The sequence below is a fragment of the Collinsella sp. AF19-1LB genome (assembly GCF_003459655.1).
Taxonomy (GTDB): domain Bacteria; phylum Actinomycetota; class Coriobacteriia; order Coriobacteriales; family Coriobacteriaceae; genus Collinsella.
The window spans coordinates 19,812-40,643 of sequence record NZ_QRWO01000022.1 but is presented as its reverse complement, the minus strand read 5'-3'; the positions used below and the strand labels follow the sequence as shown (position 1 = coordinate 40,643).

Annotated in this window: 16 protein-coding genes and 1 tRNA gene; 9 read left to right on the top strand and 8 right to left on the bottom strand. The window is 61.1% G+C overall.

From position 1 onward, the window contains the following. Nucleotides 1-15: 15 nt before the first annotated feature. Nucleotides 16-1,029 (top strand): asparaginase, encoded by a 1,014-nt coding sequence (locus tag DWX39_RS07625; protein ID WP_117759164.1) that lies wholly within the window; start codon nucleotides 16-18, stop codon nucleotides 1,027-1,029. 22 nt (nucleotides 1,030-1,051) lie between these two features. Here the strand turns inward: DWX39_RS07625 and DWX39_RS07620 are convergent, their stop codons facing one another. Continuing rightward, complete coding sequence (locus tag DWX39_RS07620; RefSeq protein WP_035136926.1) at nucleotides 1,052-1,270, bottom strand: helix-turn-helix domain-containing protein; 219 nt, start codon at nucleotides 1,268-1,270, stop codon at nucleotides 1,052-1,054. A gap of 76 nt (nucleotides 1,271-1,346) precedes the next feature. Between DWX39_RS07620 and DWX39_RS07615 the strand changes: the two genes are divergently transcribed. Beyond that, a complete protein-coding gene (locus tag DWX39_RS07615) occupies nucleotides 1,347-1,736 on the top strand; it encodes a hypothetical protein (RefSeq protein ID WP_117640122.1) in 390 nt (129 codons plus the stop codon). 9 nt (nucleotides 1,737-1,745) lie between these two features. On the opposite strand, the gene DWX39_RS07610 is transcribed toward DWX39_RS07615, so the two are convergent. The 6 genes from DWX39_RS07610 to DWX39_RS07585 form a co-directional block, all read right to left on the bottom strand. After that, nucleotides 1,746-2,129: a DUF1648 domain-containing protein gene (locus tag DWX39_RS07610; RefSeq protein WP_117759162.1), complete on the bottom strand. Its 384-nt coding sequence runs from the start codon at nucleotides 2,127-2,129 to the stop codon at nucleotides 1,746-1,748. An 11-nt stretch (nucleotides 2,130-2,140) separates the two neighbouring features. Then, nucleotides 2,141-3,217 carry a redox-regulated ATPase YchF gene (gene ychF / locus DWX39_RS07605; RefSeq protein WP_035136922.1) on the bottom strand — a complete coding sequence of 359 codons (1,077 nt, stop codon included), beginning with the start codon at nucleotides 3,215-3,217 and terminating at the stop codon, nucleotides 2,141-2,143. A gap of 114 nt (nucleotides 3,218-3,331) precedes the next feature. Next, the gene (locus DWX39_RS07600; RefSeq protein ID WP_117759160.1) at nucleotides 3,332-4,585 is read right to left on the bottom strand and encodes a 4Fe-4S binding protein; all 1,254 of its coding nucleotides are present in this window, start codon (nucleotides 4,583-4,585) and stop codon (nucleotides 3,332-3,334) included. 151 nt (nucleotides 4,586-4,736) lie between these two features. Next, entirely contained in the window at nucleotides 4,737-5,804 is a 1,068-nt protein-coding gene (locus tag DWX39_RS07595; protein ID WP_117759158.1) for a glycerol dehydrogenase, read from the bottom strand. 147 nt (nucleotides 5,805-5,951) lie between these two features. Next, nucleotides 5,952-7,052: a glycerol dehydrogenase gene (locus tag DWX39_RS07590; RefSeq protein WP_117759156.1), complete on the bottom strand. Its 1,101-nt coding sequence runs from the start codon at nucleotides 7,050-7,052 to the stop codon at nucleotides 5,952-5,954. An 83-nt stretch (nucleotides 7,053-7,135) separates the two neighbouring features. Continuing rightward, nucleotides 7,136-8,359 (bottom strand): iron-containing alcohol dehydrogenase, encoded by a 1,224-nt coding sequence (locus tag DWX39_RS07585; protein ID WP_055251037.1) that lies wholly within the window; start codon nucleotides 8,357-8,359, stop codon nucleotides 7,136-7,138. Nucleotides 8,360-8,858: 499 nt separating this feature from the next. Here DWX39_RS07585 and DWX39_RS07580 point away from each other — a divergent pair, with 499 nt between their 5' ends. From DWX39_RS07580 to DWX39_RS07565, 4 genes are all read left to right on the top strand, one after another. After that, nucleotides 8,859-9,935, top strand: coding sequence for a hypothetical protein (locus DWX39_RS07580; protein ID WP_117759154.1), 1,077 nt, complete (start codon nucleotides 8,859-8,861; stop codon nucleotides 9,933-9,935). After that, a complete protein-coding gene (locus tag DWX39_RS07575) occupies nucleotides 9,935-10,978 on the top strand; it encodes a hypothetical protein (RefSeq protein WP_117759152.1) in 1,044 nt (347 codons plus the stop codon). Before DWX39_RS07580 ends, DWX39_RS07575 begins: the two co-directional genes overlap by 1 nt. A 45-nt stretch (nucleotides 10,979-11,023) precedes the next feature. Then, complete coding sequence (locus DWX39_RS07570; RefSeq protein WP_117759150.1) at nucleotides 11,024-13,201, top strand: MurT ligase domain-containing protein; 2,178 nt, start codon at nucleotides 11,024-11,026, stop codon at nucleotides 13,199-13,201. A gap of 291 nt (nucleotides 13,202-13,492) precedes the next feature. Next, nucleotides 13,493-13,569: transfer RNA gene (locus DWX39_RS07565), tRNA-Glu, on the top strand. Between the two features lie 449 nt (nucleotides 13,570-14,018). Here DWX39_RS07565 and DWX39_RS07560 read toward each other — a convergent pair. Next, a complete protein-coding gene (locus DWX39_RS07560; protein WP_117645902.1) occupies nucleotides 14,019-16,106 on the bottom strand; it encodes a glutamine synthetase III in 2,088 nt (695 codons plus the stop codon). A gap of 426 nt (nucleotides 16,107-16,532) precedes the next feature. On the opposite strand from DWX39_RS07560, the gene DWX39_RS07555 reads away from it, so the two are divergent. Genes DWX39_RS07555 through DWX39_RS07545 form a run of 3 tightly spaced genes read left to right on the top strand, consistent with a single transcriptional unit; the run spans nucleotide 16,533 to nucleotide 20,762 of the window. Further along, nucleotides 16,533-17,405 carry a methylenetetrahydrofolate reductase gene (locus DWX39_RS07555; protein WP_117759148.1) on the top strand — a complete coding sequence of 291 codons (873 nt, stop codon included), beginning with the start codon at nucleotides 16,533-16,535 and terminating at the stop codon, nucleotides 17,403-17,405. Continuing rightward, nucleotides 17,405-18,193: a hypothetical protein gene (locus DWX39_RS07550; RefSeq protein WP_117759146.1), complete on the top strand. Its 789-nt coding sequence runs from the start codon at nucleotides 17,405-17,407 to the stop codon at nucleotides 18,191-18,193. Before DWX39_RS07555 ends, DWX39_RS07550 begins: the two co-directional genes overlap by 1 nt. 10 nt (nucleotides 18,194-18,203) lie before the next feature. Further along, on the top strand, nucleotides 18,204-20,762 hold the full coding sequence (locus DWX39_RS07545) for a homocysteine S-methyltransferase family protein (RefSeq protein ID WP_199411466.1): 2,559 nt from the start codon (nucleotides 18,204-18,206) through the stop codon (nucleotides 20,760-20,762). Nucleotides 20,763-20,832 lie beyond the last annotated feature (70 nt).

Genomic DNA, 20,832 nt, shown 5'->3' with positions numbered 1-20,832 from the left:
GATAGGAATACCAGCATGAAGCGCATCCTTCTCATCGCCACGGGCGGCACCATCGCATCGACCGAGGACGGCAACGGCCTCTCCCCCGCCCTGACCGGTGAGGAGCTCGCCCAGAGCGTCCCCGAGATCTCGGGCCTCTGCGAGCTCGACGTCGTGCAGCCCATGAACATCGACAGCACCAATATGCGCCCCAGTGACTGGATGCGTATCCGCGACGTCATCGTCGAGGGTTATGCCGACCACGACGGCTTCGTGATTCTGCACGGCACCGACACCATGAGCTACACCGCGGCGGCGCTTTCCTATCTGATTCAGGACAGCCCCAAGCCTATCGTACTCACCGGCTCGCAAAAGCCCATGGGCAATCCCTTTACCGATGCCAAGCTCAACCTGTACCAGAGCCTGCTCTATGCGCTCGACGAGCACTCGCACGACGTCTCAATCGTGTTTGGCGGCGTAGCCATTGCCGGTACGCGCGCCCGCAAACAGCGCACCATGAGCTTTAACGCGTTCATTAGCGTCAACTATCCGCCCATCGCCTATATCCGCAACGACCGCATCGTGCGCAACGGGCTTCACGGCACGCATCAGGGCGAAAACCCGGTGCGTTTCTACGACAGCATCGACCCGCGCGTATTTGTACTCAAGCTCACGCCCGGCGTAAACCCGGGCATCCTCGACGCCCTTGCCGATAGCTACGACGCTGTAATCCTTGAGACCTTTGGCATTGGCGGTATCCCCGAGTTTGGCGAGTCGGGCGAGTCGTTCCAAGAGGCGATTTTCCGCTGGGTCGATTCGGGTCGCACCGTCGTTATGACCACGCAGGTCCCCGAAGAGGGCCTCGACCTGGGCGTTTATGAGGTCGGCCGCGCTTACGCCGATCATCCGGGCATTCTGCGCGGCGATGACATGACCACCGAGACGCTCGTGGCCAAAACCATGTGGGCACTCGGCCAGTCACGTGATGCGGCCGAGATTCAGCGCCTGTTCTACAGCCAAGTCAACCACGACCGCGTCCCGATGGCGTAATTCAGTTATCGACGGGTTTCCCCTATTCGATCCCCTCGAGAAGCTCTGACACCGTCATGCCGAGTGCGGGCGCGATCTTAAATAGAACCTTGAGCGTGAAATTTGCCGTCCCATCTTCGATTCGGTCGAGGTAGGGTCGGCTGATTCCTGTCGCCACACAAAAATCAACCTTGGAGATACCAAGGTCCCTGCGTGTCTCTTCGACCCGCCTGCCAAGAATCTGTTTCGCACGTTCGTCCATGCAGCCGAGTTTGAAATGGAGCTGAACAAAAACGTAAACTATAGTTTACGTTTTGCCGAATACACAGGAGTTTTCTATGTCGGGTTCTTCGGTCCGCATGTACCGAGCCACGCTTCGCACAAACAGCGCACCGCCCAAGCTCGTCGTCGTTGAAGCCGAATGCCTTTCGCCCGATGAGCGCACAGCATTTGCATTGCTATCAAGTCGCGTCGCCGCCGTTCTGGTCCCTTGCCCGGCGCAAGGTGAACTTGCCATCCAATGCCAAACGCACAGCTGCCCGCTCAATCAGGCTGCCGTAATCGCAACCAGCCAACGCGGCCTGCCGCTCCTTCTAGAAGCCGGCATCGCACTCGCCCTTCGTGGCGCCGGATACGAAAACGAGACCGCCGCCGACATGGTCTTTAAACCACGATCGAGCGGCGGCCTCGCAGCAGCCATTGAATATATGTGCAGACTCGTTGCCTAAAAGGACAAGCTAGAAACCAAGGCCAAAGCCCGTTCCGGTAATCGCCGAGTACATAAAGTAAACGTTAACCACGTTGAGGAACACACCCGTGATGCAACCGTTGCGCAGGTAGCGTTCGCACACGATACGCGCCATGGCGGCGGAGTCATCATTGTTTTTAGCCTGGCGTCCTGCCGTAAAGTACGTCACCACGCTCAGCAGCAGGTTGAGCACCGGCAGCGCCAGCAACTCGTAGCTCTTGCCCCAGCGCGTCGCCTCGCCGGCGGCATTAAACTTTGTTGCCACCTCGGGACCAATGTTGGGGATAACACACGCTGCGACCACCAGCGGAATCACCGCAAGTATGAGCAGCGCAATACCCATGTAGCCGGCTTTTTTGCCATATTTAAACATGTGCGTCGTCCTTACACGTTAAAGCGGAAGTGCACGACGTCGCCATCGGCCATGACATAGTCCTTGCCCTCAATACGCAGCTTGCCGGCGGCCTTGGCGCCCTGCTCACCGCCGAGCTCGATGTAGTCGTCATAGCCAATGACCTCGGCCTTAATAAAGCCGCGCTCAAAGTCGGTGTGGATAACGCCGGCGGCCTGCGGGGCGGTCGCGCCCTGACGAACCGTCCAGGCCTTGACCTCCATCTCGCCGGCCGTAAAGAACGACTGCAGGCCGAGCAGCTTATAGGCCGCCTGCGCGAGCACGTCCAGGCCGGGCTGCTCCAAGCCCAGGCTCTCCAGGTAGTCGGCGGCGTCCTCGGGATCGAGCTCGGAAAGCTCGGCCTCGATCTTGGCGCAGATGGGCAGCGGCTTAACACCATCGATGGGCGCCAGATCGTCGTTGAGCATATCCTCGTCCACGTTTGCCACGTACAGGATGGGCTTCATGGTGAGCAGGAACAGGCCCTTGGCGGCAGCACGCTCCTCGTCGGTCATCTCCATGGATGCGGCGCGCTTGCCCTCGTTGAGCCAGGCAAGCAGACGCTTGGCCACCTCGAACTTGGGCATGAGCTCCTTGTCGCGCTTGGCCTCCTTTTCGAGCTTGGGCAGCTGCTTCTCGAGCGTACCCATGTCGGCCAGGATGAGCTCGGTCATGATGGTGTCGGCATCGCCGGCGGGATCGACGAACTCGCCCGTGCGACCTACCTCACGCATGACGTTGGGGTCCTTAAAGTAGCGCACGACCTCGCAGATGGCGTCGGTCTCGCGAATGTTGGCCAGGAACTGGTTGCCCAGGCCCTCGCCCTCGTTGGCGCCCTTCACCAGACCTGCGATGTCGACGAACTCGACCGTCGCCGGCACAATGCGACCCGGGTTAACGATGTCGGCGAGCTTTTGCAGACGGCTATCGGGCACGTCGACGATACCCACGTTGGGGTCGATCGTGGCGAACGGGTAGTTGGCGGCAAGGCCGGTCTTTTTGGTAAGCGCGGTGAACAGCGTCGACTTGCCTACGTTGGGCAGGCCCACGATACCGATGGAAAGGGACACGACAGCTCCTTTTGGTACAAGCATTTCAAACTGCATAAGTATAGCGCCGCCGCAGCATCTGGGCGAACCCGGACGCCACGGCGGCACGAATGAAGCAGAGATAGAGGTCGCTGACTAGTCCGCGAGCTTTTCCACCTGGTCGAGCATCTTGTCAAGCTTGGCCTTTGCCTCGGCCTTGACCTTCTGGGCTTCTTCGTGGGCCTTAGCCTTCTGGGCAGCCTTTTCCTCGGCTTCGGGATCGACGACGACCAGATTGGACGCGTCATGTTCAACTAACTTGAGCGCATGCTCGGGGCACACCTTGACGCAGGCACCGCAGCCCAAACAATACGTGGACTCCAACGCAAAGCGGCCGCTTCCCACCAAATCGCAGGCGAACGTGGGACATACATTGACACACTCGCCACACGACGTGCACTTGTCAAAATCACACTCAGGCGTGCTCACCTGCATGTTCTGGGCAAGCTCGGGGTGGTTTTGCAGCGTCGAGAGCACCAGCTGCCGCCCGTGCGTGAGCGAACGGCGACGCTTGGTCGTCGTGGTGCCGCACATGGTGTTGAGCGTGCGCTCGAGCTGCGTGATCTGATGGCGATGGGCTTTGAGCTTCTGCGTCACCGAGGCCAGTGCCGCCGTTGCCGGATTGAGCTTTGTCACGGTAAGGCCCGTGGTGCGGGCGATCTTTTCCATGTACTCCTTGCGCTCGTACTCGCGGCGCTTGTGGCACTTGAGGCTCTTGGGATCGACCTCCAGACCCATGCCCGTGCCCGCCCACTCCTCGGCAGTAGCAATGGCCTCGCCCAGAATGTCCTCGCCACCGGTGTTACGGCACTTATCGCACACGCCCAGCGGCAGGTACACGCTCACGTTGGGATAATCGGCCAGCACCGAGAACCAGGTCTCGGCCGTAATATCGCCCACGCAGGCAACGACGACCTCGTTTTCGCGCGGCATGCGCTTGAGGGCGCGCGTGCAGGTGACGTAGGCGGTCTCGTGGCTCGTAGCCGCCGAGACAATGTCGTCGTAGACGTTTTTGGGCGCCAGGCGCGGCGAGATGATTGCCTCGGTCGGACAGGCAGCGGCGCACAGGCCGCACTTGCGACAGGAGTCGAGGATCTCGATGGCGTCTTCCTCGACCTCGATAGCGTTGACCGGGCACACGTCCATGCACGCGGTGCAGCCGCTCTTTTCGTTTTTGCAGGTCAGGCACGGAATGGTGTTGCCGCGCGGACGCTCCTTGTAGTCGGCAGGATTCCACTGCGGCGCCGACGGATCGAGTGCATCGGTCACACCGCCAAGCGGGTTTTTAAGAAAGTCGAAACCCTTGCTGATCTCGATAATGTCATCAAACAAATCGTGTTCCTGCGCCATGCGCGGCCCCTCCCTGAGCAGTGCAAACAAGCAAGAGATAATGATACGCCATCGGCCCACGCCTCGGGCAAATTACATGCGGCGCATCTTTGCGGCAAATAGCTTATGGCCTATCGTCGCCTCGATTGCACAAGGTCAATCAAGTGCCAAACTATGCCTCGCACATGAGCTGCATGAGCTTTTGTTTGGTCACCTTGGCCTGCTCGTTGGCCATGTTACGCTCGTTCTTAAAAGTTGCGTCCGCAACGCTCAGCAAATCGGCATCGGAAATCTCACCAAGGCCCAGCTCCTCGAGCGTCGTCGGCAGACCGACGCGCTGGCAAAACTCGAGCACCTGATCAAGCTCGGGCGCACGCTCCAGGCGCAGCTGGACCACCAGGCCAAACGCCACGGCCTCGCCGTGCATGGCCTTGCACTCGGGCAGAATCATCAGACCGTTGGCGATGGCATGTGCCAACGCCAAGCCACCGCTCTCAAAGCCGACGCCCGAGAGCAGAATATTGCACTCGATCAGACGCTCAACCGCCGGCGATATACGCCCCTTCTTGAGATCGCGCTTGGCAGCGACGCCGCACTCCATAAGCGTGTCATAGCAGGCACGAGCCGCAACCAAGGCCAAGTGTCCCGGCGCGCCACCATGCTCGTTGGCGCCATGCGCCGCGGCGCACGAACGTGCCTCGAAGTACGTTGCCAGCGCGTCGCCCATGCCGGCGACCGTCATACGCAGCGGGGCTGCCGCGAGCACGTTGGTGTCGACCACAACTAGGTCTGGATTCTTCTCGAGCATCAGATAGCGGTCGAACGATCCATCCTCGTGATACAACACCGAAATCGCGCTGCACGGACCGTCCATCGAAGCCGCCGTGGGGCATACGCACAACGGCAACTCGGCATAAAACGCAACGGCCTTGGCGATATCGAGCATCTTGCCGCCGCCAATACCCACCACCATGTCGCAATACTCAGCCTGGGCTTCCTTAGCCATTTCGACAACGGCCTCTTCCGTACACGGACCGTCATAAATCTTAAAGAACGGCTCGCTTAGATCTTCGTCCAGAAATCCATCGACGATCTGCCTGCACAGCCGATCCTCGGTGCCCTGGTCAAACAAGACATAGGCAGCGCAGCCCAACCATGACAAATACCTGCCCTGACGCGAAAGTTCACCCGGCCCCTGAACATACCGGCCGGGACCGCCATAAACCATAGGAAGCGCCATACGAGAATCCGCCCTTCATCAAACAACGATTGGTGCAAAGTAACCTGCCCCCTTTGCACCAACTTGGTGCGATGGGGTCAGGCTAGTTTGCACCATAGCAAAAAGGGGCAAAGCCGTCTGCTGGCTTTGCCCCTTCCTTAGCTTGATTTACTCATCTATGAGATAGTAGTGTCCCAGCGCGTCGGCACCCAGGATGGCGTTTGCGACCATCTCGGGCGTCACCTCAAACGGCATATTGCACATGGTGTCATCGGGCGCGCAGGCGGCCTCGGCAACAATCATGGCCTGCTCGCGCGTAAGCTCGGCAACGCCAAGTTCCTTCATCGTGACCGGCAGGCCCAGCTCAATGCAGAAGCCCAAGACTTCCTCGAGTTTCTCAGTCGGAGCATCCTCGAGTACCAGCTGAACGATGGTGCCAAAGGCGACCTTCTCGCCGTGATACATGCCGTGGCACTCGGGCAGCATCGTCAGGCCATTGTGGATGGCATGAGCAGCAGCAAGGCCCGAGCTCTCAAAGCCAATGCCCGAAAGCAGCGTGTTGGCCTCGATGATATGCTCGACGGCAGGCGTGAGCGCACCCTTCTCCAGCGCGACCTTGGCCTTGACGCCATCGGCCATAAGCGTCTCGTAGCAGAGCTTGGCGAGCGCCAGGCCGGCCATGCCGCCCTTACCGCCGGCGCAAGTGCCACCGTCGGCATCATGCGTCGCCTGGGCCTCAAAGTAGGTTGCGAGCGCATCGCCCATACCGGAAACCGTCAGGCGCACCGGGCTCGCCGCGATAACCGTCGTATCCATCAGGACAATGTTGGGGTTTGCCTTAAGGAAGAGATATTTATCGAACTGGCCATCGTCGGTGTAGAGCACCGAAAGTGCCGAACACGGGGCATCGGTCGAAGCAATGGTGGGGCAAATGATAACCGGGGACTCCAGGTAATAGGCGACGGCCTTCGCGGTGTCGAGGATCTTGCCGCCACCGACGCCGACGATGATGTCGCAACCGTTGTCGCGAGCGAGCGCAACTAGGCGATCGACCTCGCCCTTGGAGCACTCGCCGTTAAAGTCCTCAAACAGCAGCTCGGCCTTAGCCTCGGCAAAACCGCCCTCGATCTTAGCACCGACGCGCTTCTTGCCCGAAGGCGTCACGATGACGAGGGCCTTAGCGCCGAGCGGCTCGACATAGGAGCCGAGCTTGGCGAGCTCGTCCGGACCCTGGATGTACTTGCTGGGGCTATTGAAAATTGCAGCCATAACTATCCCATTCTCTAAAAGAAAAAAGAAAGGGGCTCCGTACAGATACGTGCGGAGCCCCTCGTTACGATAACAAGAGTCGATTAGAAATCGATGTCGGTGTCGTAGTAGCAGGCCTTGAGAATCTTCTCGAAGTCGGCAGCCTTGGTCTCACGCGGGTTCTCGGGCGTGCAGGCGTCCTGCTCGGCGTTCGCGGCGATCTCGGGCAGCTTGGCGAGGAACTCCTCCTCGGAGACCATCTGCGGGTTCTCGGCGTCGACCTTCACGCCACCATTCGCGTAATCCTTGATGGACTGCGGAATGTTGAGCTGGTCGTTGAGGTCGCGAATCTTCTGGACGAGCGCGGCGATGAGCTCCTCGTTGGTCTCGCCGGGAAGGTGCAGGATCTCCTTGGCCACGTAAGCGTAACGCTCGGCAGCACGCGGGTCCTTGGAGTTCCACTGGATGACCTTGCCCAGGTACATGGCGTTAGCGGCACCGTGGATGATGTGGCCGTTCTCGAAGGCAGCACCGGTCTTGTGAGCCATGGAGTGAACGATGCCCAGCAGGCCCGAGGAGAAGGCGATACCGGCGATGCACTGAGCCTCATGCATGTGCTGACGGGCCTCATGGTCGCCAGCATAGGACTTGGGCAGCCACTCGACGATCTCGCGGATGCCGTGCAGGGCGTTGGCGTCGGTGAACATAGAGGCGAAGGTGGAAACGTAGGCCTCCATGCAGTGGGTCAGAGCGTCCATGCCGGTGTGAGCGCACAGCTTGGCGGGCATGGTGTAGGTGAGCTCGGGGTCGACGATGGCGACATCAGGGGTGATGTTGAAGTCGGCCAGCGGGTACTTGATGCCCTTGGCGTAGTCGGTGATGACGGAGAAGGCAGTGACCTCGGTAGCGGTACCGGAGGTGGAGGAAATGGCGCAGAAATGAGCCTTCTGACGCAGCTCGGGGAAGCTGAACGGCTGGATGATGTTGTCGAAGGACTCCTCGGGATACTCGTAGAAGACCCACATGGCCTTAGCGGCATCGATGGGCGAGCCGCCGCCGATGGCGATAATCCAGTCGGGCTCGAACTCGCGCATGGCCTCGGCGCCCTTCATGACCGTCTCGATGGACGGATCGGACTCGACGCCCTCGAACAGCTTGACCTCGAAACCGCCTTCCTTAAGGTCGGCCTCAACGTCCTGCAAGAACCCGCCGCGGCGCATAGAGCTGCCGCCAGAAACGATGATGGCCTTCTTGCCCTTGAGGTTCTTCACCTCGTGGCGAGCGCCCTCACCAAAGTACAGATCGCGAGGATTGGTAAAACGTCCCATACTGTGCCTCCTAAACAAGCCCCTCTTAGACTTGCGTATATAACGGAGCACCCGATTGGCTCCGTTAGGACCGTTTGCGCGTTGCCGGCGACGACAATGCGCGATGTCTAAACGTCTCAACGCTCAGACAAACACTATTTTACCGTTCTGGTTGGTCAGTTATTCACCTAAAGCCAACAATGATGAAACGTTTTTTCTATTCCTGAAGACCCTTGTGGGGCATTCATACTCCCAAGCTGGGCAAACGTTTTATCAAGGTTGACCACATATCCCGGGCAGGACTGTGCCCCTCCAAAATGCGTCCCGTTCGCCGCCAAAAATCGACCGTTTGCGGCACCGTGATACCACTCGGTCGTCCAGGGTGCCGACATTTGTGCGACATCCGTCTTCGTGGTGCAAAGGTGCATGTCCAAGTGCAGCACCCCCGGTGTGCCACATGCGGGTAAACTAGAACCTTATATAGAGATATTTGAACCCTAACCGCAGCAAAGGAGGCCCCATGGCATTCGACCCCATTCAAGAGGATTGCCATCGCCTCGTTCTTGAGGCCTTGCGCCGCGACAATATCCCGCTCACCGACGGCCCCGCCGTAGAGCGTCTGATGGAACAATTCACCCGTAACCCCGCGCCGCTCATCGTGCACGATCGCGACCGAGCTGGGCACCTCATTGCCAAGGTGGTCGAGGCTGTCGACTACCGCATTCCCTTTATCCCCGACGACGCCCAGGCAGAGCAAGAAGAAGCCGCAGCCGAGAACATGCTCCGCGAGGCAGCCGCGCTCGATCCGGCCAACTGGGATGCCCAGCGGATGCTGTGCGCGCTCACCGCCGAATCTAACGAGGAATACGTGCAATATCTGGTGTCCAAGTGCGACGAGGTGGAGCACGATCTGGCGCTCAAGATTGCCTCGGCGCAGGACCCCTACGAGCGCGAGGCCGCAGGCGACCTGACCCGCCGTCCCTACCTGCGCTGGCTTGCCGCCTTGGCATCGCGCGCGCTCATTAGCGGCCGCTACCGCATGTCGCTGGATGCCGCGAATCGCAGCCTGGACTTTGCGCCCAACGACCCCGCCGGCGTCCGCCACACCGCAATGCTCGCCATGGCAAAGCTCGAATACCCCGCTGAGGAGCTCAAGCGCTTTCGCTCTGCCCACTCCGTCCCCTATCTCGCCAACACGCCGCTGCGCCGTCGTCCCAAGGATGCAGAACGCGACTTGGACCCGTGGACGCTCATCGCGCTGATGAGCGCTGCCTGGCGCGAGCTGGATTACGAGGGCGCCGAACACTACCTGCGCATCCTTGCGCGCTCGTGCCCGCACGCAGCCGAGGCGCTCTACTTCCAAACCGAGTTTCCCGATGGCGTCTATGCCCGCGTCAACGTGGGTGCAGGCTCCACCGACGAGCTCGTCCTTGCACTCTCCGAGGCGACGCCGGTACTGCAGGAGGGCCTGGGCGCACCCGACAACGCCAGCTTTGCCGCCTGGGTCGCCACCAACGACATCGTGCGCTCCCAGATCGACGAGCGCATACTGCGGGCGGCCGAGCAGGGCTTGCCGTTTAAGGGAGGAGACCTCTAATGGATCCGAGCGTCTACATCCCCGCCTACCTGGAGCGCACCTATCTGGCGTCGCACCCCGAGCTCACCGATGCAGCACGCGAGCTTGTCCATAACGACATTAGCGCGAATCCCCAAAAGTATGCGCAGTCCGAGCATGCCCGGGCGCTGCTGTCCTATGCCGGTGTTCATCGTCACCTGCTCGACGAGCTCCATCGCATCGAGGACATGGGCAGCGACGAGGAGTTCGAGCAGACGCGCAATCGTCTGTTCGACGACATGCGCGATGAGCTGCTCAAGATCGTCCGCGTCGATTCACTGGCCGTCGACGCGCAGCTGCTCGCCATCATCCTGGCCGACACGCCCGTTGACGCCTGCCTGGGCGACCTGATGAAGCTCGAGGCGAGCACGGCCGACTACCTGCAACAGAGCGTGCCCGGGTTTGATATGGAGGCCCCGCACTATTGGGCCAATAATGTTTTGGCCGACGGTGTCACCGCGGCAGACCTCACCGTAAGCGAGCCGGCGCTTATCGGGTGGCTCCACACGCTCGAGGCCATCTCGCAGCTGTGCATGGCGAGCGCCCGCTACCGTGCTGCTGCCAACTACGCTCGCCGCGTCCTTAAAGCAGAAGGCTATCCCACTCGGGCCGCCGGCACCGTGTTGCTCGCCCTCGCTCGCCTGGAAGACCAGGACGGCTTTTTTGCCCTGGCTCATCAGCTCGAGGAACAGATGGGGGCAGACGCACTCGAAAACTCTCCTTGGTACCTGCTCGCCCGCACGATTCTGCTGTTTAAAACAAACAAGATGCGCCCGGCGACGCGCGCGCTGCGTGAGTTCGCTAACCGTTGCGAGGGCGGCGCGTTCTTCTTGCTGAACCCCATGTACCAGACGCCGTATCTTCCCTGCCGACCCGAGCCGCGCGACCCCTGGGACCTCTCGCACCAGGCGGTTTGGGAAGCCGACGGCATTATCTCGGACACCCCCGACTTTGCCCCCTGGGCCAACGCCTGCGAAGATGTATCGCAGCTTGCCCAGGATTTTGCGCGCCGCTACGGCTTTTAGCGACGCGATCGCCCCGACCATGTCATCTATGTTAGGAACGGCTTCATGAACCTCCGCTCATCTCTTGCCTGCACCTCGAGCGATATTGCCCGCTGGGGACTGCGCTCTGTCCTCAAACGCCAGGGCGGCGTACTCCCCGGCCGCATCGCCATGAAGATCGACCCCGAGTTGCTGAGCGACCTCGCGGGCCTGGTCGACCGCAGCGTAGTGATCACCGGCACCAACGGCAAGACCACCACCTCCAACCTCATCGCCGACGCCGTTGCCGCCAGCGGTGCTACCGTGGTATGCAACCGCGCCGGCAACAACATGGAGCCTGGTGTGGTAGGCGCTCTACTCGAGGCCCGCAGCGGCCTTAAGCACACCAACAGCGGCAAGCGCGTGGGCGTCTTTGAGTGCGACGAGCTCTACACCGTACGTGTGCTGCCCAAGCTCAAGCCGACCTACTTTGTGCTGCTCAACCTGTTCCGTGACCAGCTGGACCGCTACGGCGAGATCGACCACACCCAGGGCGTCATCGCCCACGCGCTGGAGCTTTCGCCGGCAACGACGCTCATTTACAACGCAGACGACCCGCTGTGTGCCGCGATCGCCGCGCGCGTTCCCAATGCAAGCATCGCCTTTGGCATCGACGGCGCCACGGACACCGAGTCCGATCGCATTAGTGACTCGCGTTTTTGCTCACAGTGCAACGCACCGTTGGAGTACGACTATGTGCAGTACGGCCAGCTCGGAGCCTATCATTGCTCTTCGTGCGGATGGGAGCGTCCCGCGCTGGTCCGTCGCGTGACGGGCGTGGAACTCGGCTGCGACGGCTACGGCTTTGACCTGGTCTTTGGACCTGCGCCCGACGCTGCTGCTGCACACATCGCCACACGCTACAACGGCCTGTACATGGTCTATAACGTTGCCGCCGCCTTCTTTGCGGCGCGCGAGCTGGGCGTGGACGCGGCGCATCTGCAGCCCACGCTCGATGCCTACGTCCCCGCCGGCGGACGCATGGGCCGCTGGAACATTGCCAGCCGCACCGTCGAGGCAAACCTGGCCAAGAATCCCGTGGGCTTCGATCGTCAGATTCAGTCCATTAAAACGGCAGGCGGCAGGCTCTGTGCCTTCTTCCTCAACGACAACGACGCCGACGGCCACGATGTATCGTGGATCTACGACGTCGACTTCGAGCGCATCGCCGACACGCCGGGTCTTGTCGCCTTTGCCGGCGGCACGCGTGCGCACGACATGCAGGTGCGCCTCAAGTACGCCGGCATCGATGCCACGATTATCTCGAATGTCGAGCAGGCGATTGGTGCCGTGGCAGACGAGGCCGCCGGCGACACTTTCTATGCCGTCGCCAACTACACGGCCTTTCCGCCGCTGGTCAAGGAACTCGACGGACTCAAAGGCACCGATACGAACTCGGTAGCCTCCCACGCCGTAACGCGCGCCGATGGCAGCGCTGTCCCCACCGATATTGCGCCGGTCGAGCTTTCGCGCCCGCTGCGCATCGTCTATCTGTACCCCGATGCCCTCAACCTCTATGCCGACGGCGGCAACGTCATTGCCCTCGAGCGCCGCTGCGCCTGGCGCGGCATCCCCGTTCGCGTGGACGAGGTCCGTATGGGCGAGGTGCTCGATCTGCATGATGCCGATATCGTCATGATGGGCGGCGGCTCCGATCGCGACCAGCTGGCTGTGGCGCACGAGTTGCTCGCTCAAAAAGACAAGGTTGCGGCCTATGTTGAGGATGGCGGCGCACTGCTTGCCATCTGTGGCGGCTATCAGCTGCTCGGCCGTTCGTACTATATGGGCGAGGACCGCATCGAGGGTCTGGGCGTCATTGCCGCCGAAACCGTACGCGGCTCCGACCGCCTGATCGGCAACGTCGCCGTTAAGACCGACCTGGCACCCGAGCCCTTTGTGGGATTCGAGAACCATGGCGGCCGCACCCTGCTCGATACAGAGGCCACGCCGCTCGGAACATCCGTCGTCGCGGGCACCGGCAACAACGGCGACGATGGTTTTGAGGGCCTCATCTACAAGGGCGTCATCGGCACGTATCTACACGGACCGGCACTGCCCAAGAACCCCGAGCTTGCCGACTGGCTCATTACCCACGCCCTCGAGCGCCGCGGCGATGCGCAGGCCACAGCCCTGCTGCCGCTCAAACCCCTCGACGACACCTACGAGCACGCCGCCCACGACGCCGCCATGAAGCTCCTCCCCTAACCACCACAAAGGGGACAGGCACCTTTGTGGTGGTTTCGACCCGCCACGGTAGTTTGTCTCGATCTGTAACAGGTAGACCGTTAAAAGTCGTCGTACTGTTACAGATTGAGATGTTCGTCCCGACGTCCGTCGTTTGTCTCGATCTGTAACAGGTAGAGCCGATTTATCCGCTTAGATGTTACAGATTGAGATATTTGAAAATCGGGATAGAAGCCCGCTCCTGTGTGGTGGTTTTCCAGTTTGCCAACGATATACGCGCCGGCAAAAAAGTCTGCTATACTCTTTCCCGCTGTCCCCATCGTCTAGCGGCCAAGGACGCCACCCTTTCAAGGTGGATATCGCGGGTTCGAATCCCGCTGGGGGCACCATTTAAATCGAGAAGCCCGTTACCCTCCGCGGTGGCGGGCTTTTTGCTACCCATACGTCGGGATTCGAACCCGACAGGTGCGGATTCCGGCATCTGCCGATGGACCGTGTGCAAAAAATGGCAAATATGAGTACTGTTACCGATTTAGTAACAGCGAATTCGGCCTTTTTGATGGTGAATCAGATGTCAAATCAACAACCTGGTGCCCAGATTGAGCCAAACCTCAGCTATATACCTGGACATATGTGGTCTAACTCGGCAAAAACTGCCATTTCGAGATGGCAGTAGTTTAGTGACAGTACTCATATTTGACGTTATTTGCCCACGACCCCTTATTGCGTTGGCAAATCAGTTGCAAAACGGACTCCAAATCGTCCTTCGCGAACAAAAAGCCGGGGCCCGCGCGATGCGGACCCCGGCTCAATACCATGACGATATGTCGGTTACGCTCTACACGTAGAACAGAATGTCGTCGTAGGTCGGGACCGGCCAGTAGTCGGCGGCCACGATCTCCTCCATGGCATCCACGGCGGCACGCAGCGTATCCATAGCGGGAACGACCTCGTGTGCATACACGTTGGCCTGCTCCTGGCCATCGAGGGCCTCGGCCTTCTGATGCACGGCGTCGAGCGCCTTGATGGAGTCGTTGATGGCGGTGATACCGTTGCAGAGCTTGTTGAGCGTGTTCTGCTCGCACTGCATGGCGGCCTCGGCGCCGGCGGCACGAATAGTCTCAAGGCCCTTAGCGACCTTGGTGGCATAGGCGGTAATGACCGGACGATAGGTACGACGCGCCTCGCGAACCATCGTGGTAGCCTCGATGTTCATGAGCTTGTTGTACTTCTCGAGCTTGCAGTCATAGCGGCACTGAGCCTCGGCCTTGGTCAGGACGCCCGTCTCCTCAAAGAGCGCGATAGCCTTATCGGAAACAAAGGCGGGAAGAGCGTCGGCCGTGGTCTTGTTGTTGGCAAGGCCGCGCTTCTCGGCCTCGATGGGCCACTCGTCGGAGTAACCGTCGCCGGAGAACAGGATGCGCTGGTGATCGGTCAGCACCTTCTTGCAGTACTCGAGCGCGGCGTCCTGGAACTTATCCTCGGGCGTACCCTCGAGTGCGTCGGCGAAGGACTTGAGCGACTTGGCCACGGCGGCATCGAGCACCAGGTTGGAATCGGAGACGTTCTGCTCGGAGCCGCAGGCACGGAACTCAAACTTGTTGCCGGTGAAGGCGAACGGGGAGGTGCGGTTGCGGTCGGTGTTGTCCTGCATCAGCTTGGGCAGAGTATCGGCGCCCAGGTCGAGCACGCCGCGCGTGGCATGGACGGAAGCCTTGCCATCGATGATCTTCTCGACGACCTCGGTAAGCTGGTCGCCCAGGAAGATGGACATAATCGCCGGAGGAGCCTCGTTGGCGCCCAGACGATGATCGTTGCCGGCCGAGGCAACGGAGGCACGCAGGAGCTCCTGATAGTTATCGACGGCCTCGATCACCGCGGTGAGGAAGACGATGAACTGCAGGTTGTCGAGCGGGGTGTCGCCCGGATCGAGCAAATTCTCGGACTCGGTGCCAAGCGACCAGTTGTTGTGCTTGCCCGAACCGTTGATGCCCTCGAAGGGCTTCTCGTGCAGCAGGCAGACCAAGTCGTGGCGGGAGGCGATGAGCTTCATCTTCTCCATCATGACCAGGTTCTGGTCGATGGCCTCGTTGACCTCGCCGTAGACAGGGGCGAGCTCATGCTGGCAGGGAGCGACCTCGTTGTGTTTGGTCTTGGCGGGAATGCCGAGCGCCCACAGCTCATCGTCCAGGTCCTTCATATAGGCCGAGACGGTGGGGCGGATAGCGCCAAAGTAGTGCTCCTCGAGCTCCTGGCCCTTGCAGGGAGCAGCACCAAAGAGGGTGCGACCGGTGATGACCAGGTCCCTGCGCTTGCGGTAAGCGTCCTTCTTGATCAGGAAGTACTCCTGCTCATCGCCCACGGAAGGAACGACCTTCTTGGGGGTCTTGCCAAACAGCGCCAGAACGCGCTTGGACTCACGCGAGAGCGCGGTCATGGAGCGCAGCAGCGGGGTCTTCTTGTCCAGGGCCTCGCCCGTGTAGGAGCAGAAAGCCGTGGGGATGCACAGGACATCGTCCTTAATGAAGGCAGGGCTGGTGGGATCCCAAGCGGTGTAACCACGGGCCTCGAAGGTGGCACGCAGGCCGCCGTTGGGGAAGCTCGAGGCATCAGGCTCGCCCTGGATGAGGTTCTTGCCCGTAAACTTGGTAATGGCGGTGCCGTCGTGGTTGGGCTCGAGGAAGCTGTCGTGCTTCTCGGAAGTAATGCCCGAAAGCGGCTGGAACCAGTGCGCGTAGTGCGTCGCGCCCTTGGAGATGGCCCAGACCTTCATGGCGTGGGCAACGGCGTTGGCCACATCCAGGTCGAGCGGCTCACCGTCCTCGAGGGTTGCAGCAAGGCGCTTCCAAATGTCCTTGGGGAGGTAGTCCTTCATGACTTCCTCAGAGAACACCATGGTCCCGAAGCGGTCAGTAAGTTCGGCCATACGGAACTCCCTTCGTATCGGCACCGCGTGAGAAGCGGTGTTGATTACTAACGAACGAGTCATAGATTAGGCTCGTCGTGTTTCCGCAACATTACCGTTATGTTGCTGTCACGAAACCAATCAATGAGGTTACCGCATCGCGGCGGCGTTGCCGCCCTCAACAGCCAATCAACTGTATAAATTGCAGACCTCTCCCCATGGTTTAAGGGTAGTCAATTTGGGATGGGGCTCTATTAACTGGTATTTCGCATCAGATACCAGTCTTTATAGCCCCATCCTAGATTGACCGCCCTGTTATAGGAAATGCCGATAGTAGGGCATCTTTGATTGGTATCCCCAAATAGCGAGTGAAACTCCACCGTGACACAGTGGTGCTGTAGAATCCTTACAACACATCACACTATTACGTATCTAGAGGAGCACGATATGCGCGTCGACGAGGTTTTTAAGCAGGCAGCATCCCAGGGCACCGCGCCCATTTCGTTTGAGATGTTCCCGCCCAAGGGCGAGCTTACCCTCGACACGGCTCGCGAGGTGGCTGGCAATCTGTGCAAGCTTTCGCCGAGCTTTGTCTCGGTCACCTGCTCGGCCGGCGGCTCGGGCAACGGTGCCACCACCGCCCCCATCGCGCATATGATTACGAGCGAATTCGATACACCCTCGGTGGCGCACCTTACCTGCGTGGGCCGCTCGCACGCCGATATCGCCGCCAAGATCGACGAGTATCGCACCGCCGGCGTTGAAAACATCCTGGCCCTGCGTGGTGATCTTCCCGCTGGCGCGACCGAGGACGACAAGCCCGCCTCGGACTACGCCTACGCCCGCGACCTCATCCCCGAGCTCGTCGACGCCGGCTTTTGTGTGGGCGCCGCAGCCTACCCCGAGGGCCACATTGCCTGTGAGGACCTCAACGTCTCGGTCGAACACCTCAAGCAAAAACAGGACGCCGGCGCGAGCTTCTTTGTGACGCAGCTCTTCTTTGATAACGAGTGCTTCTACCGTTTTCGCGAGCTTGCCGACAAGGCCGGTATCACCGTGCCCATTACCGCGGGCATCATGCCGTTTATGGGCAAGTCACAGATCAGCCGCATGGTCTTTATGTGCGGCGCATCGCTGCCCTCCCCCGTCATCAAGATTCTCGCCAAGTACGAGAACGATCCCGAGAGCCTGCAGGCAGCCGGTGTAGATTATGCCGCCCGTCAGCTTTGCGACCTCAAGGAGCACGGCGCCGCCGGTCTGCACCTGTACACTATGAATCGTCCTGCGATCGCCGCAACCATTATGGAGCGCCTAGGGTAATGGAAAAACCGCACATCGATACAGCTTTTGCCGAAGTGCCGGCCGACCTTGCGTCGCCGGCGCTTTATCGTATCGATACCGCCCACCATCCCCGCGTCGATCGTGCCGAGATGTTGCGCTACCTGGGCTACGGCGGCCAGCAGATTGAACCCGAGCTGTCGCAGCGTATTGAGCTTGTCGTTGAGCGCCTGGAACTGGACATTGAGCCCCGTGGCGTGCGCCGCGTGTTTGCCGTCGATGCCACGGGCGTGGACGAGCAGGGAGAGCCCAGTATCCGTCTGGTTGGCACCAACGTTGAACTGCGTGGTCGCGATATCTATCGCCATCTCAAAGACGCCCACTTTGCCGCGCTCATGGCATGCACCCTCGGCATGGACGCCGAGCGTCGCCTGCGCACCACGGGAGCCCAGCAGCCCCTGGAGGGAGCCGTGCTCGACGCCGCATGCTCTGCCTATGTAGAAGCCGCTGTCGAGCAGATGGACCAGCAAGTCAAGGCTGCGGCCGCGGCACACGGACTCGCTGGCAACTGGCGCTTTAGCCCCGGCTACGGCGACTGTCCGCTTACGGCCCAGCGCTCAATCGTGGCTGCACTCAACGCCACGCGGCTCATCGGGCTTACCGTCACACCCACCAGCCTGCTCATGCCCACCAAGAGCGTGACCGCGGTGATCGGTCTGTTTGACGGCGAGGTCCACGACGCCCAGAGCCGCCCCACCTGCAATATCTGCCGCATGCGCGAGCACTGCCGCTTCCGCGCCGCCCACACCACCTGCTATTCCAGCCATTAGGAGCTCATTGATGTTTACTCCGCTTATCACTCACGATCTGGACGGCGCCGCACTGGCGGCGCCCGTTGATGCTGCCCGTCGTAATGGCGCTGCATACAAGACGCGCACGATCGACGACCTTCGCATTAAGGACGATCGCCTGCGCGCCGCCATCGAGGGCACGGGGCACCTGCTGTTCGACGGCGGCATGGGCACCATGCTGCAGGCGGCCGGCATGAAGGCCGGCGCTCTGCCCGAGCTGCTCAACTTTGAGGAGCCCCAGGTCATTACCGATATTCAGCGCCAATACGTCGAGGCCGGCTGCGACGTGATCACCGCCAACACCTTTGGCGCCAACGCCCACAAGCTCGACGGTGCCGCCACCGTGGCAGATGTCTTTGCCGCGGCCGTCGCCTGTGCCCGCGCTGCCGGCGCCCGCTACGTCGCCGGTGACATCGGTCCCATCGGCGCGTTGCTTCGCCCTTTGGGTACCCTCAGCTTCGACGAGGCTTATGACCTCTTTGCCGAGGAAGTGCGTGCCGGCGTCGATGCGGGCGTGGACCTCTTTATTATCGAGACTATGACCGACCTGGCCGAGATCAAGGCAGCCGTCCTCGCCTGCCGCGAGAACTCCGACCTGCCCGTCTTTGCCACCATGACCTTCGAGGAAGACGGCCGTACCTTCCTGGGAACGAGCCCCGAGGTCGCCGCCATCACGCTCGACGCTATCGGCGCCGACGTTCTGGGCATCAACTGCAGCCAGGGACCGGCCGAGCTCCGAGGGCTCGCTGCGCGCATGCTCACCGTTACCGACAAGCCCGTTATGGTGCAGGCCAATGCGGGACTGCCCCGCGTGGACGATGACGGCAATACCGTCTTTGACATCCAGGCACCCGAGTACGCCGTGGCCGTCGCCGGCATGATTGCCGACGGCGTGAGCGTCGTGGGCGGCTGCTGCGGCACCACGCCGGCGCACATGGCCGCCTTGCGCGCCCTCATCGACAACCACACGCCCAGCCCGCGTCACCGCAAGCCCAGCATGTCGGTCACGAGCGCCCAGACCGTGGTGGACCTTCCCTGCGACGGCCACAAGATCGCCGTCATCGGCGAGCGCATCAATCCCACCGGCAAAAAGCGCCTGCAGCAGGCCCTGCGCGACGGCGACCTGGACTACGTCGTGAGCCAGGGCATCAGCCAGCAAGAGCAGGGCGCCGACATCCTGGACGTCAACGTGGGCCTACCCGAGATCGACGAGGTCAAGGTCATCCAGCAAGCGACCGAGCAGCTCCAAGGCTCCACGCTGCTGCCGCTGCAGATCGACTCCACCGACCCCGCCGCCGTCGAGGCCGCCGTACGTCGCTACGCCGGCAAGCCCATCATCAACTCAGTCAATGGCAAACAGCAGATCATGAACGAGATCTTCCCGCTGGTCGCCCACTACGGCACCAATGTCGTCGGCCTCACGCTCGACGAGGGCGGCATCCCCGATACCGCCGAGGCTCGCTTCGCCATCGCCGAGCGCATCGTGGCCGAGGCCGCCCGCTACGGCATCGGCCCGGACCGCATCCTCATCGACTGCCTGGTCATGACCGCCTCGACCAATCAACGCCAGGCCGAGCAGATCCTGCATGCCATGTCCCTGTGCAAGGAGCGCCTGGGCGTCAAATGCGCGCTCGGCGTGTCGAACATCAGCTTTGGTCTGCCCGCGCGGCCGCTGCTGGGCTCGGTCTTTTTAGCCGCCGCCTTTGGTGCAGGTCTGGACGCCCCCATCATGAACCCGGGTTCCAAGCGCTTTATGGACACCGTCTACAGCTATCGCGTCTTGAGCGTTGAGGACGAGGGCTCGACCGGATACATCGAACGCTACGCCGGCTGGACCGACCCGTACAAGATTGCCGCCAACCCGGCGGCGGCTCAGACCGCATCGACCGACGCCGCGCCCGCTGCCAGCGCCACCACCCCCGACGGCAATGACGACCCGATTCGTCGCATGGTCGTCTCGGGCCGCAAAGGCGAGATCGCTGCCGAGACCGAGCGTCTGCTGGCAGACCACGACGCCATGGACCTCATCAACAATCACTTTATCCCCGCTCTCGACGAGGTTGGCGTCCTCTTTGACCAGGGAAAGTTCTTCTTGCCGCAGCTTATGGCCTCGGCCGAGGCCGCGCGCGTGGGCTTTGACACCATCAAGCGCCTGATGCCCGCCGGCGAGATTGCCGACAAGGGCAAAATCTGCGTGGCCACCGTCAAAGGCGATATCCACGACATCGGCAAGAACATCGTCAAGATGCTGCTCGATAACTACGGCTACACCGTCTTTGACCTAGGCCGCGACGTCGACCCACAAGAGGTGCTCAAGACCGTACGAGAGCGTGACATCAAGCTCGTCGGCCTCTCGGCGCTTATGACTACCACCGTCGTCGCCATGGAAGAGACCATCAAGTTGCTCCATGCCGAGGTTCCAGACGTCAAGATCATCGTAGGCGGCGCCGTGCTCACCCCCGAATACGCCAAGCAGATCGGCGCGGACTACTACGCCAAGGACGCCGCCGAAAGCGCCCGCATCGCCGAAGAGGTCTTTGGCCGGTAACACAACGGAAACAACCCCGCACCAAAACGTGCCGCATGCGCCACTTGGCACGTGCGGCACGTTAGAATAA